Source organism: Nonomuraea sp. NPDC003754, assembly GCF_053605785.1.
The window spans coordinates 179,314-193,364 of sequence record NZ_JBSGJX010000017.1; the positions used below are offsets into that span (position 1 = coordinate 179,314).

At 68.6% G+C, this 14,051-nt stretch carries 15 protein-coding genes; 7 read left to right on the plus strand and 8 right to left on the minus strand.

Features of this window, described 5'->3' with window-relative positions; all coding sequences use genetic code 11:
* Positions 1–140: 140 nt before the first annotated feature.
* The 4 genes from qcrB to ctaE are packed head-to-tail and all read right to left on the minus strand — an operon-like array spanning position 141 to position 4,339.
* Positions 141–1,796, minus strand: coding sequence for a cytochrome bc1 complex cytochrome b subunit (gene qcrB, locus ACWEVS_RS22580; protein ID WP_354919435.1), 1,656 nt, complete (start codon positions 1,794–1,796; stop codon positions 141–143).
* Positions 1,793–2,902, minus strand: a complete 1,110-nt coding sequence (qcrA, locus tag ACWEVS_RS22585) for a cytochrome bc1 complex Rieske iron-sulfur subunit (protein WP_452412903.1) — start codon at positions 2,900–2,902, stop codon at positions 1,793–1,795. Before qcrA ends, qcrB begins: the two co-directional genes overlap by 4 nt.
* Positions 2,899–3,708, minus strand: coding sequence for a cytochrome bc1 complex diheme cytochrome c subunit (gene qcrC / locus ACWEVS_RS22590; protein WP_449921349.1), 810 nt, complete (start codon positions 3,706–3,708; stop codon positions 2,899–2,901). Before qcrC ends, qcrA begins: the two co-directional genes overlap by 4 nt.
* Positions 3,709–3,724: 16 nt before the next feature.
* Positions 3,725–4,339 (minus strand): aa3-type cytochrome oxidase subunit III, encoded by a 615-nt coding sequence (gene ctaE / locus ACWEVS_RS22595; protein ID WP_354919444.1) that lies wholly within the window; start codon positions 4,337–4,339, stop codon positions 3,725–3,727.
* Between the two features lie 197 nt (positions 4,340–4,536).
* On the opposite strand from ctaE, the gene ACWEVS_RS22600 reads away from it, so the two are divergent.
* From ACWEVS_RS22600 to ACWEVS_RS22610, 3 genes are all read left to right on the plus strand, one after another.
* Positions 4,537–4,935 carry a hypothetical protein gene (locus tag ACWEVS_RS22600; protein ID WP_354919574.1) on the plus strand — a complete coding sequence of 133 codons (399 nt, stop codon included), beginning with the start codon at positions 4,537–4,539 and terminating at the stop codon, positions 4,933–4,935.
* An 8-nt stretch (positions 4,936–4,943) separates the two neighbouring features.
* Positions 4,944–5,990, plus strand: coding sequence for an anthranilate phosphoribosyltransferase (gene trpD / locus ACWEVS_RS22605; RefSeq protein ID WP_449921351.1), 1,047 nt, complete (start codon positions 4,944–4,946; stop codon positions 5,988–5,990).
* Positions 5,991–6,129: 139 nt separating this feature from the next.
* On the plus strand, positions 6,130–6,834 hold the full coding sequence (locus ACWEVS_RS22610) for a sensor histidine kinase (protein WP_452553122.1): 705 nt from the start codon (positions 6,130–6,132) through the stop codon (positions 6,832–6,834).
* A 10-nt stretch (positions 6,835–6,844) separates the two neighbouring features.
* Here ACWEVS_RS22610 and ACWEVS_RS22615 read toward each other — a convergent pair whose 3' ends face one another.
* The 4 genes from ACWEVS_RS22615 to ctaC all read right to left on the minus strand — a co-directional run bounded on the left by ACWEVS_RS22615 (position 6,845) and on the right by ctaC (position 10,979).
* On the minus strand, positions 6,845–7,921 hold the full coding sequence (locus ACWEVS_RS22615) for an Ig-like domain-containing protein (RefSeq protein ID WP_452553123.1): 1,077 nt from the start codon (positions 7,919–7,921) through the stop codon (positions 6,845–6,847).
* 252 nt (positions 7,922–8,173) lie between these two features.
* On the minus strand, positions 8,174–8,569 hold the full coding sequence (locus ACWEVS_RS22620; protein WP_354919456.1) for a cytochrome c oxidase subunit 4: 396 nt from the start codon (positions 8,567–8,569) through the stop codon (positions 8,174–8,176).
* Positions 8,569–10,224, minus strand: a complete 1,656-nt coding sequence (gene ctaD, locus ACWEVS_RS22625) for an aa3-type cytochrome oxidase subunit I (protein ID WP_452553125.1) — start codon at positions 10,222–10,224, stop codon at positions 8,569–8,571. Before ctaD ends, ACWEVS_RS22620 begins: the two co-directional genes overlap by 1 nt.
* Positions 10,221–10,979, minus strand: coding sequence for an aa3-type cytochrome oxidase subunit II (gene ctaC / locus ACWEVS_RS22630; RefSeq protein ID WP_452553127.1), 759 nt, complete (start codon positions 10,977–10,979; stop codon positions 10,221–10,223). Before ctaC ends, ctaD begins: the two co-directional genes overlap by 4 nt.
* Before the next feature lie 197 nt (positions 10,980–11,176).
* On the opposite strand from ctaC, the gene ACWEVS_RS22635 reads away from it, so the two are divergent.
* The 4 genes from ACWEVS_RS22635 (at position 11,177) to ACWEVS_RS22650 (ending at position 13,898) form a co-directional block, all read left to right on the plus strand.
* On the plus strand, positions 11,177–12,310 hold the full coding sequence (locus ACWEVS_RS22635; protein WP_452553129.1) for a cysteine desulfurase family protein: 1,134 nt from the start codon (positions 11,177–11,179) through the stop codon (positions 12,308–12,310).
* A gap of 65 nt (positions 12,311–12,375) precedes the next feature.
* Positions 12,376–12,621, plus strand: a complete 246-nt coding sequence (locus ACWEVS_RS22640; protein WP_354919466.1) for a sulfurtransferase TusA family protein — start codon at positions 12,376–12,378, stop codon at positions 12,619–12,621.
* Positions 12,622–12,880: 259 nt separating this feature from the next.
* Positions 12,881–13,327, plus strand: a complete 447-nt coding sequence (locus ACWEVS_RS22645) for a MarR family winged helix-turn-helix transcriptional regulator (protein WP_449921366.1) — start codon at positions 12,881–12,883, stop codon at positions 13,325–13,327.
* Positions 13,328–13,466: 139 nt separating this feature from the next.
* Entirely contained in the window at positions 13,467–13,898 is a 432-nt protein-coding gene (locus tag ACWEVS_RS22650) for a CBS domain-containing protein (protein ID WP_452553131.1), read from the plus strand.
* Positions 13,899–14,051: the final 153 nt, after the last annotated feature.

Sequence of the window (14,051 nt, forward strand, 5' to 3'; positions counted from 1 at the left end):
GGGAAGGAAGCCGCCCGCGGTGAGGAGACGCCAGGCGAAGGAAGTCCCCCGCGCTGAAGAAGACGCCAGGCGACGGCGGAAAGGGAAACGCCCCGGCTCGGACGGATGGTGTCCGGGCCGGGGCGTTTCGTGTGGCGAGACTAGTGCGTCAGGCTGCGGTCGTCGCCGGAGGTGATCTCGGCGTGCTCGTCGCCGTGACCGTGTCCGTGACCGTCGTCCAGCGGGATCTTCTCCCCGCCGTACGCCTTCGACATGCTCCCGCGCAGCTTGCCGAGCGGGCCGCGCATCCCCTTGGGCGGGATGCCGTCGGTGTCGGCGTCGACGTCCACCTGCGGGATGGCTTCCTTGCCGCGCATGTGGGCCTCGATGTCGTCCGCCGCAGGCGTGTGGATCTCGATGAACTCACCGTGCGGCAGCCGCTTGATCACACCCGACTCCACGCCGTGCCCGATGATCGCGGCGTCGGAACGCTGCAGGCCGAGGCACATCCGGTAGGTCACGATGTAGGCGATCACCGGAGCCACGAACACCATGACCCGGCCGATGTAGGTCGTCCAGTTCAGGCTGATGTGGAAGTTGGCCGACAGTTCGTCGTTGGCGCCGAGCAGCCACAGCACGCCGTAGAAGGCGATGGCGGCCATGCCGATCGAGGTGCGGTGCGGGTTGTTGCGGGGACGGTCCGCGATGTGGTGCTCGCGGTTGTCGCCGGTGACCCACCGCTCGAGGAACGGGTAGAGGGCCAGCCCGGTCATGATGATGCCCATCGGCACCAGCGCCGGGATGATCACGCTCAGCGGCAGCGTGCCGGCCTCGCTGCTCCCGAACAGGTTGATCTCCCACGGCGGCATCAACCGCAGGGAGCCCTCCAGGAAGCCCATGTAGAAGTCGGGCTGCGAACCGGCCGAGATGTCGGCAGGCGTGTAGGGACCGAACGCCCAGATCGGGTTGATCTGCGCGAAGGTCGCCAGTCCAGCGATCACCGCGAAGGTGAACAGGAAGTACGCGCCGGCCTTGAGCATGAAGGCGGGGTAGAACGGCGCGCCGACCACGTTGTGGTTGTTGCGCGCCTTACCCGGCATCTGCGTGTGCTTCTGCACCCACATGAGCACCATGTGGGCCGAGATGAGGGCCAGCAGGATACCGGGGATGAGCAGGATGTGCAGCGAGTAGAACCGGGAGATGACGTCCTCGCCCGGGTACTCCCCGCCGAACAGGAAGAAGGTGATGTAGGTGCCGACGAGCGGCAGCGAGATCGCCACACCCTCGGTGATGCGCAGACCCGCGCCCGACAGCAGGTCGTCCGGCAGCGAGTAGCCGGTCAGACCCTCGGCCAGCGCGAGCGTCAGCAGCAGGACACCGATCACCCAGTTCAGCTCGCGCGGCTTGCGGTATGCACCCGTGAAGAACACGCGGAGCATGTGCACCATCATGCCGGCCACGAACAGCAGGGCGGCCCAGTGGTGGATCTGCCGCATGAGCAGACCGCCGCGGACCTCGAAGCTGATCTCCAGTGCGGAGGCGTAGGCCTCCGACATCATCACGCCCTTGAGCGGCTCGTAGGGGCCGTCGTAGATGACGTGCATCATGCTGGGCTTGAAGAAGAACGTCAGGAACGTACCGCTCAGCAGCAGGATGACGAACGAGTAGAGCGCGATCTCACCGAGCAGGAACGACCAGTGATCGGGGAAGATCTTGCGCAGGTTGCGCTGGAGGAAGGTGCCCGCGCCGATCCGGTCGTCGATGTAGCTCGACGTGCCGCCGATGGCCTTGGGAACCGTCTTCAGGTCGTCGCTCACGCGTGGCCTCCCTCGGACCTGACCTTCGCCTCGGCGTCGCCGCGCTCCCAGAAGCTGGGACCGACGGGCACCGCGAAGTCGCCCTTGGCGATGAGGTAGCCCTGCTCGTCGACGCCGATGGGCAGCTGGGGCAGCGGCCTGGCGGCCGGGCCGAAGATGACCTTGGCGCCGTCGGCGGCGTCGAACGTCGACTGGTGGCAGGGGCACAGGATGTGGTGGGTGGTCTGCTCGTACAGGGCCGCGGGGCAGCCGACGTGCGTGCAGATCTTGGAGTAGGCCACGATCCCGTCGTGGGTCCAGTTCAGGTTCGTGCCCGACTTGATCTCCTCGGGACGGAACTTGATCAGGATGAGCGTGGCCTTCGCCAGGGCGTTGAGGTCGTGCTCGTAGCCCTCGGGAACCACCGACAGGATGCCGCCGGGCGAGTTGAAGTCGGCGGCGCGGATCGGCTGACCCGTGCCCTCGACGACGAGCTTGAGCGGCTTGCCCTCCTTGCTCTTGGTGCCCCACACGGTGTGGCGGAGCTCCTTCTGGAAGGCCGAGGCGGGCATCTTGGAGTTGTCGAGGTCACGCATCAGCACCAGCGGGATCAGCCCGAGCGGGGCCGAGGCCAGCAGCAGCGTACGGCGCAGCAGCGGCCGCTTGGCCAGGCCGCTCTCCTTGGCGCCCTGCAGGAACGTCTCGGCGACGTAACGCCTGGTGGGGTCGTCGGAGGCCATCGGGTGGCGCTCCTGGACCAGCGTGTACTTCGGCATGACCTGACGGACCCACACCACGATGCCGACCGCGAGGCCGAGCAGGGCCACGGTCAGCGGCGCGCCGAGCGCGAAGTTGGAGACCGCCGTGCTGTCGACGTCGCCTACCTGGAAGACCACGTAGTTGACGATGAACACGAGGGCGGCGATGAAGGTGATCGTGAAGCAGAGCGCCACGATCCTCTCGCCCTTGCGGGCCTTGCCCTCGTCGGGGAAGTAGACGCCGGGAACCTCCACGTCCACCGGCTTCTGCTCCGCGGGGATCAGGGTCTTGCCGTGCGGAGGAGTGCCGATGACGCGCTTGGGGACGCGCTCGTCCGGCTGCTCGATCTCATGTCCGTTGTCTGTCATGACGCCTGTCGCTTCTTAGCGGTGATCCAGATGGCGGCCAGCACGAGGGCGCTGATGCCCACGAGCCACGCCACGAGGCCCTCGGTGACCGGGCCGATGCGGCCGAGTCCGAAGCCTCCGGGGTCCTTCTGCTCGCGCACATCCACGATGTACGCGATCATGTCGCGCTTCTCCTTGGGAGTGATCGTGGAGTCGTTGAAGACCGGCATCGCCTGCGGTCCCGTGGCCATCGCCTCGTAGATCTGGGTGGGCGTCGCCTGGTTCAGGTTCGGCGCGTACTTGCCCTGGGTGAGCGCACCGCCGGCCCCGGTCCAGTTGTGGCACTGGATGCAGTTGGCGCGGAAGAGCTCACCGCCCCTGGCCACGTCACCCTGCGCTGCGTCGACGGCGTTCTTGTCGGGCACGACGGGACCGCCGCCGAGCGACTGCACGAAGGCGCCGAGCTGGCGGGTGGTGTCCTCGTTGACCCAGGCGGGCACCGGCTTGCGCGGTGCCTGGGCACCAGGGTTGGCGGCGGGCATGCGGCCGCTGCTCACCTGGAAGTCGACTGCCGCCGCGCCCACGCCGACGAGCGTGGGTCCGGTGGAAGTGCCCTCGGCGTTGAGGCCATGACAGCTCGAGCAGTGCGCCTGGAACAGGCTCTTGCCTTCAGCGACGTCGTCGGCCTTGCCGGCCGCCAGAGCGGCGTCCGCCGGCCTGCCGGTCGGCGAGATGAGGGTATACACCCCCCCGACCAGCGCCAACGCGAAAAGCAGGACGGCGTATCTCGCGAGCGGATGCCGCCGCCGAGCGGTGATCCTAGTCACAGAGATCCCCGTTTCCTTACTGAATGATGTAGATGGTCGCGAAAAGGCCGATCCAGACCACGTCAACGAAGTGCCAGTAGTAGGACACGACGATCGCGCTGGTCGCCTGCTCATGTGTGAAGCGCTTCGCGGCGTACGTGCGTCCCAGCATGAACAGGAACGCGATCAGTCCACCGGTCACGTGGAGGCCGTGGAAGCCCGTGGTCAGGTAGAACACCGAGGTGTACGGGTTCGCGGAAAGCGTCGCGCCCTCATGAGCGAGCTGCATGTACTCGTAGATCTGGCCGCCGACGAAGACGGCGCCCATGATGAAGCTGACGAAGTACCAGAAGCGGAGCTTGCCGACCTGACCCTTTTCCGCGGCCCACACGCCAAGCTGACACGTCACACTCGACAGGACCAGGATGATCGTGTTGACCGTAGAGAACGGAATGTTCAGCTCTGCCTCGGGCCAGGCCTTGCCCTGGCCGAGACTCACTGACCGGATGGTGAAGTACATCGCGAACAGCGCCGCGAAGAACATGAGCTCAGAGGACAGCCACACGATCGTCCCGACGCTGACCAGGTTCGGTCGCCGGGACGCGTGAGCTGTCGTCGTCGTAATTGCGGATGCTGTCGCCACGGGCAGCATTATTGCGGCTCTGGTGGTCGGGTCGCCGCACGACCCCCCGTTAGGGGGTCCGCCCACACCCCCAGCCTGGGAGAATTAGTGCAAAACGCCCGCCGACCCCGGCGGCCTGGGTTTCCGCCTGAAGGCACCGGTACGATCCCAGGTGACCATACTGCTACCACTGATAGTGAGCTGTGACCGTGAGCACCGACGACACCATGAGGGTCCTCGTCTACAGCGACGACGCCAGGACCCGCGACCAGGTACGGCAGGCCATCGGGCGCCGTCCCGCAGCCGACGTCCCGCTGGTGGAGATCGTGGAGTGCGCCACCCAGCCGAAGGTCCTGCAGTTGCTCGACTCGGGCACGATCGACGTCGCCGTGCTCGACGGTGAGGCCCAGCCCGCCGGTGGCATGGGAGTCAGCAAGCAGGCCAAGGACGAGGTCTACGACTGCCCGCCGATCCTGCTGCTCGTCGCCCGCAAGGACGACCGCTGGCTGGCCAACTGGTCGCGCGCCGACGCCGTCCTGCCGCAGCCGCTGGAGCCGATCGCGGTCGCCGACGCCGTCGCGACCCTGATGCGGCAGCGCTCCTCGACCCGACTCAACGCGAAGTAGGTTCTCCCATGGACGCTCGCACCACCTGGCCCGCACTGCTGTCAGCCCTCCTGGCGGGGGAACACCTGACCGCCGACGAGACGGCGTGGGCGATGCGGGAGATCATGTCGGGCTCGGCCACCCCCGCGCAGATCGCCGGGTTCGCGGTCGCGCTGCGGGCCAAGGGCGAGACCGTCGCCGAGGTGACCGGCCTGGCCAGGACGATGCTCGAGCTGGCCACCCCGTTGCGGGTGGAGGGGCCCGTCGTCGACATCGTGGGCACGGGCGGCGACCGCGCGCACACGGTCAACGTCTCCACGATGGCGGCCATCGTCGCCGCCGCCGCCGGCGCGCGCGTGGTCAAGCACGGCAACCGCGCCGCCTCCTCCTCCTGCGGCGCCGCGGACGTCCTGGAGTACCTCGGCATCAAGCTCGACCTGCCGCCCGAGGCGACCGCGCGGGTGGCGGCCGAGGCGGGCATCGCGTTCTGCTTCGCGCCCGTCTACCACCCGGCGCTGCGCTTCGCCGGTCCGCCGCGCAAGGAGCTGGGCGTCCCGACGATCTTCAACTTCCTGGGCCCCCTGACCAATCCGGCCCGCCCGTCCGCGCAGGCCATCGGCGTCTACGACGCCCGCATGCTGCCCGTCCTGGCCGGCGTCTTCGCCGAGCGCGGCGTCTCGGCCCTGGTGTTCCGCGGCGACGACGGGCTCGACGAGCTGACCATCGCCACCACCTCCACGGTGTGGGTGGTGCGCGACGGCAGCGCGACGCAGACCGTGTTCGACCCTGCGGTGCTGGGGATCCCCCGCGCGGAGGTGGGCGCGCTGCGCGGCGGCGACGTGGCGTTCAACGCCCAGGCGGTGCACGACCTGCTGCGCGGGAAGACCGGCCCGGTGCGTGACGCGGTGCTGCTCAACGCCGCGGCCGCGCTGGTGGCCGCCGACGGTCCCGGCGACGACCTCGACTCCGCGATGATCGACGGCTACGCGCGTGCCGTACAGGCGGTCGACTCGGGGCGCGCCGCGGCGACGCTCGACCGATGGGTCGAGGTCAGCCGCGCCCTCAGCATGGCCTGAGCCCCTTCCCCGGCGCGGTGGTGGCCGCGCCATGCCGCCGAGGAGCCACCCGCGGCGGCCCGCCCTACGCTCGGGGGTGGAGTGAAGATCCACCGCCAAGCGGATGCGCCGCACGGGACCCGTGCCTACGCTCCCGGCCATGCCGCCTCTCCTGTCATGGCTGGCCGCCGTGACCACGGTAGTCCTGTGCCCCGCAGTCGTCCTTCTGCTCCGGCTGCGCGCCCGTTCCGCGGCCGAGCTGGCCGCCGAACGGCGCGCCCGCGCGCAGACCGTACGGCGCGCCCTGATCGTGCAGGAGCTGCACGAGGTCGTGGCGCACCGGGTCAGCGTCATGACCCTCGGCATCGGCGCGGGCCGGATGACCATGGGCAGGGACGCGCGCAGGGCCGCCGACACGCTCAAGGACGCGGAGGAGTCAGGCCGCCAGGCGCTCGGCGAGTTGCAGCGCATGCTCGGCGTCCTGAGCGCCTTCACCGGTGTCCCGCCCTCGCGCACCCCGCAGCCCTGCCTCGATGACCTGCCCGACCTGCTCCAGGAGATGCGCGGGAGGGGCCTGCCGGTGGACCTCGTCCAGGACGGCTCCCCCGCGCCGGCCGCGCCGGGGGTGGAACTGTCCGCCTTCCGGATCGTTCAGGAGGCCCTCAGAGACGCCGAGGGCGCGTCCAGGGCCACGGTGACCCTCCGGTGGCGGCGGCGCCTCCTGGAGGTCCTGGTGAGCGACGACGGGCCTTCCAGGCCCATCGGGCAGGCGGCGCGGGAGCGGGCCGCCCTCGTCGGCGGCTCCCTCACGGTGGAGGGGCACGCCGACGGGCACGCGGTCCGCGCCCGTCTCCCGCTCCACTAGGGCGACGGCGCTACAGCGCCTCGGTGGTCATCGACTTCAGCGAGCTCCACCGCAGCCACTCCTTCCAGTTCTCCTGCCAGTGGCCCCAGCCGTTGGTCGGCTCGAGCGGGCGCGGGGAGCCGGTGATGACGATCGGGTCGCCGATCAGGGTGTTCTTGATGAACCACGCCGCGTTCTCGGGGCTGACGTTCACGCACCCGTGGCTGACGTTGGAGTAGCCCTGCGACCCGACCGACCAGGGCGCGCTGTGCACGTACTCGCCCGAGTTGGAGATCCGCACGGTGTTGTAGACCGTCAGCTGGTAGTAGCCGGCCTGTCCGGGCCCGATCCCCGGTGAGGTCATGACCGTCACCGGTTCCCTCGACATCGCCAGGTGGATGCCGGAGGTGGTGTAGTACTTCCACTCCCCGCCCTGGCCGGCGCTCATCGGCATGTTCCTGACGACCTTGCCGTCGCGCTTCACCACGAGGTGGTGGTTGCCGGTGCTGCCGGAGGTGATCTGCGACCTGCCGACGGTGAAGTCGAGGGTGTAGTCGCGCTTGCCGTAGATGCCGGGGGCGCCGGGCACGTTGGCCAGGCGCGCCTCGAGGCGGACCTTGGTGCGGGCGGGCCAGTAGGTCTTCGGCCGGAAGTCCACGTGCCGGTCGTCGAACCAGTGCCAGGCGCCCTGGACCGGCTTGGACGTCTTGACGACCAGGTTCCGCTCGACGGCCACGCGGTCCGTGACGTCCTTGTCGAACGTGATCATGATCGGCATGCCGACGCCCACCGTCAGGCCGGTGTCGTCCTTGTGCGGCAGCAGCTGCTCGATGCCGAAGGTGCCGTGCGCCTTGACCGTGGTGAAGGTGCTGGTGGTCCTGGTCGTCTGACCGGCGGGGTTGGCCACGAGCGCGCTCACGGTGTAGGTCGTGCCGGGGCGGCTGTACCGCTTGCTGCGCCACTTCGTGCGGTCCGCGCTGAGCTCGCCCTCCAGACCGCCGGACGGTCCGGTGACGGTGACGTCCCTGAGCGTGCCACCGCGGGCCGTGACCAGGACGGTCTGGCCGGTCGGCACGTTGCCCGACCTGTCGGCAGGGACGATCGCCACACTCGCGGGCGGTGGCGCCGCGCTGGGCGAGGCCCCGCCCGTGGTGCTGCCTGCCGAGCACGCTGCGAGTACGGCGAGGGCCAGAACTCCAGCCGATCCTTGAGTCATCCGCCCCACGGGTACTCCCCTCTCCGTCGAAGCCCTAACGCCCCCTTACTACCCGCAGTGATCGTTTCGCCACATTCGGCATGGAGTAAAAAACACCAAAAGCGGGCGCCCTCGGACAGGGCACCCGCTTCTGTGCTGGTCGGATCAGTGGGAGAAGTTACCCCGGTAGTACTGGAAGACGAAGCCGACCATCGCCATGATCACCATGAAGACGCCGATCAGGAACATCCACAGGCCGATCACGAAGCCGACGAACGCGAACGCCGCCGCGAGGCAGACGAACAGCGGCCACCAGCTGCTCGGGCTGAAGAAGCCGATCTCTCCCGCGCCGTCGCTGATCTCGGCCGTCTTGTTGTCCTCCGGCTGGTCGCCGATACGGCGAGCCGTGAACATCAGGTAGTAGCCGATCATGAAGGCGAAGCCGACCGAGATGGCCATGGCCGTGGTGCCGACGGGCTCCTTCGACCAGAACCAGTAGACGACGTCCACGCCCGCGAAGAACAGTCCGCAGAGCAGGAACAGCCAACCCTGAACCTTCATCAGGCCTCAACCTCCTGCGGCTTGGCCGACACGTGCGGGTAGTGCAGGTCGAACGCGGGACGCTCGGACCTGATGCGCGGCAGCGAGGTGAAGTTGTGCCGCGGCGGCGGGCAGGAGGTCGCCCACTCGAGCGAGCCGCCGTAGCCCCACGGGTCGTCGACGGTGACCTTGGGCGCGCTGCGCCAGGTCTTCCAGACGTTGTAGAAGAACGGCAGGGTCGAGGCGCCGAGGATGAAGGCGCCCACCGACGAGATGAGGTTCAGGTCGGTGAAGCCGTCGGTCGGGGCGTAGTCGGCGTAACGGCGGGGGAAGCCCACCATGCCCAGCCAGTGCTGGACGAGGAAGGTGGTGTGGAAGCCGATGAACAGCAACCAGAAGTGCACCTTGCCGAGCTTGTCGTTGAGCATCCGGCCGGTGAACTTCGGCCACCAGAAGTAGAAGCCGGCGAACATCGCGAACACGACGGTGCCGAAGACCACGTAGTGGAAGTGGGCCACGACGAAGTAGCTGTCGCTGATCTGGAAGTCCAGCGGCGGGGAGGCCAGGATGACGCCGGTCAGACCGCCGAGGAGGAAGGTGATCAGGAAGCCCACCGAGAACAGCATCGGCGACTCGAAGCTCAGATGGCCTCGCCACATCGTGCCGATCCAGTTGAAGAACTTCACGCCCGTCGGAACCGCGATGAGGAACGTCATGAACGAGAAGAACGGCAGCAGGACCTGGCCGGTGGCGAACATGTGATGCGCCCACACGGTGATCGACAGACCGGCGATGGCGATGGTCGCGCCCACGAGGCCGATGTAACCGAAGATCGGCTTGCGGCTGAAGACCGGCAGGATCTCGGTCACGATGCCGAAGAACGGCAGCGCGATGATGTAGACCTCGGGGTGGCCGAAGAACCAGAACAGGTGCTGCCACAGCATCGCGCCACCGGTCTCGGAGGCGAAGATGTGGGTGCCGAGCTTGCGGTCGGCCTCGAGCGCGAGCAGCGCGGCGGCCAGCACCGGGAAGGCCATCAGCACGAGCATGCTGGTCAGCAGGATGTTCCAGGTGAACATCGGCATCCGGAACATCGTCATGCCGGGCGCGCGCATGCAGATGATGGTGGTGATGAAGTTCACGGCGCCGAGGATCGTGCCCAGACCGGACAGCGCCAGACCCATGATCCACAGGTCACCGCCGACGCCGGGCGAGCTGATCGCGTTCGACAGCGGGGTGTAGGCGAACCAGCCGAAGCTGGCCGCGCCGTTCGGGGTCAGGAATCCGCTGACCGCGATGATGCTGCCGAACAGGTAGAGCCAGTAGCTGACCATGTTGAGCCGGGGGAACGCCACGTCGGGCGCGCCGATCTGCAGCGGCATCAGCTCGTTGGCGAAGCCGGCGAACAGCGGCGTGGCGAACATCAGCAGCATGATCGTGCCGTGCATGGTGAACAGCTGGTTGAACTGCTCGTTCGTGGTGACCTGCAGCCCCGGCTGGGCGAGCTCGGCGCGCATGATCAGCGCCATCACGCCGCCGATGAGGAAGAACACGAACGACGTGATGAGGTAGAGATGCCCGATGACCTTGTGATCGGTGGAGGACATCCACTTGGCGATGGCCAGGCCCTTGCGGGTCGGCCGCGCCGAGACTGAGGGTGCTTGGATGGCGGTCACTGGGCTCTCCCAGCCTGGGTCGTCATGTACTGGTCGAACTCGGCCTGCGAGACGAGCTTGACCCTGAAGAGCATGCGGCTGTGGTCGACGCCGCACAGTTCGGCGCACCGGCCCGCGTAGACACCAGGCTTGTTCAACGTGGTGATCATGAACTTGTTCTTCTCGCCGGAGATGCCGGGGATCACGTCGCGCTTGAACATGAACGCGGGCACCCAGAACGAGTGGATCACGTCGTCGGCGTCGAGCTTGAACAGCACCTTCTTGTTCACCGGCAGCACCAGCTCCGGCGACTGGGGCGCCTGGTAGTCGCTGACCGGCATGCCGACGACCTTGGCGGTCTTGCCACCGGCGTCGGTGGTGAACCGCCAGCTCCACTGGAACCCTTCCACGTGGACCGTGACGTCAGGCTGGCCCGAGGTGTCCATGAGCGCGTTCTCGTCGCGGGCGGTGAAGAAGAAGAACACCGACACCATGACGAGCGGCACGACCGTGTACAGGATCTCGATCGGCAGGTTGTAGCGAACCTGCGGAGGAAGCTCGGCCGACGCCTTGCGCTTGCGGTGGAAGGCGCACGCCCACAGGATCAGCACGATGACGACGAGCCCCGTGGCCAGCGCCGCGATCCAGGCCCCGTTCCACAGGTTCGTGACGATGTCAGCCTGCTCGGTGGCACCCTCAGGAAGAAGACCACGCGACCAGTCGGCCTCGGGCACGTCATTTGCACAGGCCGTCGCGGAGGCCAGCAGCAACGCCAAACCGGCGGCGCTGGACACTCTGCGCCGGCCCAACGGACGCCGCTCAGTACGGCGGGTCGGACTCACGGATCGCCTACCCCACAGATGAAGCCCAGAAGTCTCTCCTGGGCGCTCGTATTTCCATATGCACAGCTGATTGCAGACACATTAGCGTGGGGGGTGGTCGGCTCCCCGCTCGCCCCCGTTAATGTCTCGATGTGGCTTACTTCGACGCGGCATCGACCGAGCCCCTGCATCCCCAGGCACGCGAGGCGCTGATCGCGACCCTGGACGCGGGCTGGGCCGACCCCGCGCGGTTGTACGGCCAGGCCCGCCGTGCCCACCTGCTTCTCGAACAGGCGCGCACGGAGGTGGCCGAGGCGCTCGGCGCCAGGCCGGACGAGGTCTCCTTCACCTCTTCCGGCACCCAGGCCGTGCATCTCGGCGTCCTGGGCACCCTACACGGCAGGCGGAGGGCCGGACGTCACCTCGTCACCAGCGCGGTGGAGCACTCCAGCGTCCTGCACGCCGCGTCGGTCCACGAGAGCCAGGGCGGCACGGTCACCACCGTCGGCGTCGACCTGGCGGGCCGCGTCGATCTCGACGCCTTCACCGCGGCGGTCTCGGCCGCGGGCACGGCGCTGGCCTGCCTCCAGACGGCCAATCACGAGGTGGGCACGCTGCAGCCGGTCGCCGAGGCCGCGGCGGCGTGCCGGCGGCTGGAGGTGCCGCTTTTGGTCGACGCCGCCCAGACCGCGGGCCGGCTGCCGGTGCCGGAGGGCTGGTCGGTGCTGACCGCGAGCGCGCACAAGTGGGGCGGGCCCGCGGGGGTCGGGGTGCTGGCCGTACGCAAGGGCACCCGGTTCCGCTCGTTCCTGCCGGAGGACGAGCGTGAGCGGCGCCGGGTGCCGGGCTTCGAGAACGTCCCGTCGATCGTCGCGGCGGCGGCGGCGCTGACGGCGATGCGGGAGGAGGCGGCGCTGGAGAACGCCCGCCTGTCGGCCCTCGTCGACACGATCAGGGAGCGGATCCCCACGCTCGTGCCCGACGTGGAGGTGATCGGCGACCCGGTCGGCAGGGCGCCGCACATCGTCACCTTCTCCTGCCTCTACGTCGACGGGGAGGCACTGCTCACCGAGCTGGACAAGGCGGGTTTCGCGGTATCGTCCGGGAGTTCGTGCACGGCTAGTACGCTTCGTCCATCGCACGTTTTGGAGGCGATGGGCGTGCTCACTCATGGAAACGTCCGGGTATCGCTGCCCAGGGGCGCTTCCGCCGCCGAGGTGGACCGGTTCCTGGCCGTCCTCCCTGAGATGGTGCGCCGGATACGTCAAGACGCAGGGGTCGTATGACCGGGCTCGGGGTCGTCGTTCATGGACGCGGCACGGGGGGTCATGAGACCGACGAAGGGGGCCTCGTGACCGTCGCAGCTCAGCCGACCCTGACCATCGACGCGCTCGGCAAGAAGTGCCCGATTCCGATCATCATGCTCGCCGAGCGGATCAACCACGTCCCGCTGAACGCCATCGTCGCCGTCCTGGCCGACGATCCGGCCGCCTACACCGACGTCCCCGCCTGGTGCAGGCTCAAGTCGCACCCCCACGTGGGCACCTACGAGCTGCCCGCGGGCGGCTGGGCGATCCACGTGCGGCGCAACTACTGACCTGCCGGCGTTCCCGGTGCGGGACCCGCTCGCGCGGGATCCTGCGGGCGGGCCTGAGGTCGGTGCCGACGGTGCAGGCCACGGGCACGAACGCGGCCTGCATCACCTCGTCGTACGGCACGCCCGGCACCGCCGCCGGTTCGCGCTCCTGAGGCGCCCGCGCGTCGACATGGTCTGCGCTACAAACGGTATGAGTACAGACGATCTGGCGTCAAACGAAGAGTGCTAGGCTGGACCTCCAGGGTGATGAGAGGTTTCGATGCAGGTCAGGCCGACGTACTTTCCCAAGCTGGCCGGCGAGCGGCTCGACATCGCGCTGTGCCGGGCCTCGGCCTCTGTCGCCCGTGCGGCCGACGCCCACGCGGCCGGGCAGGGCCTCGGTGTGGGCCAGCACCTGGTGCTGAAGATGCTCGACGACGTCGGCCCCTGCTCCCAGCAGGCGCTCAGCGAGGAGCTGCGCATCGACCGCAGCGTGATGGTGACGATCTGCGACGACCTGGAGCGGGCGGAGTGCGTCAGGCGCGAGCGCAATCCCCGCGACCGGCGCTCCTACGCGGTCACCATCACCGACGCGGGACGGCACCGGCTGGCCGCGGCGGAGGGGGCCGTTCCCGCGTTCCTCCACGACACCTTCCAGGTGCTCACCCCCGACGAGCGCTCGCAGCTGGCGGCGCTCCTCGGCAAGCTGCTCAACCTCCCCGGCTGACGCCAGCCGCCGGGCCTGTTCCCGCGGCAGCCGGCCCGAGCATGTCGACGACATGGCGGAGATGCCTCCCCAGGGTCACAAAGGGTGCAAATGGGTAGAAACCTCACGGACCACCGTCATCGACTTCAGGGGGGATCACATGACAAGCGGACATCCGCACAACACCGCGCGTGACCTCATGAGCCCGGGCGTGGAGTGCATCGCCGCTCACGAAACCCTCGACCGCGCGGCTCAGATGATGCGCGAGATGAACGTCGGCGCGCTGCCCGTCTGCGGGTCCGACGACCGCCTCAAGGGCATCATCACCGACAGGGACATCGTCGTGAACTGCATCGCGTCGGGACGCGACCCCTCCCGCACGACAGCCGGCGACATGGCGACGGGCCTCGTCTGGGTCCCCGCCGACGCGACGGTGGAAGAGGCGCTGTCCCGCATGGAGGAGCACCAGATCAGAAGGCTGCCGGTGATCGACCAGCACCGCATCGTCGGCATGATCACCGAGGCGGACCTCGCCAAGCACCTGCCCGACGACAAGCTCGCCGAATTCTGCCACCGGGTCTACGCGACCTGACCGCGCCCGCGGCCACGGCGGAGACGAAAGGTAGGCCGGGGACGGCCGGCCTACCTGGCCGCTCAGGAGGCGGGCGCCCCGGCGTGCAAGCCGCAAGGAAGCGACGTGCCGCCGCAGCGGCGTGAAGGACCGACGGCCACCGGTGAACCCGGT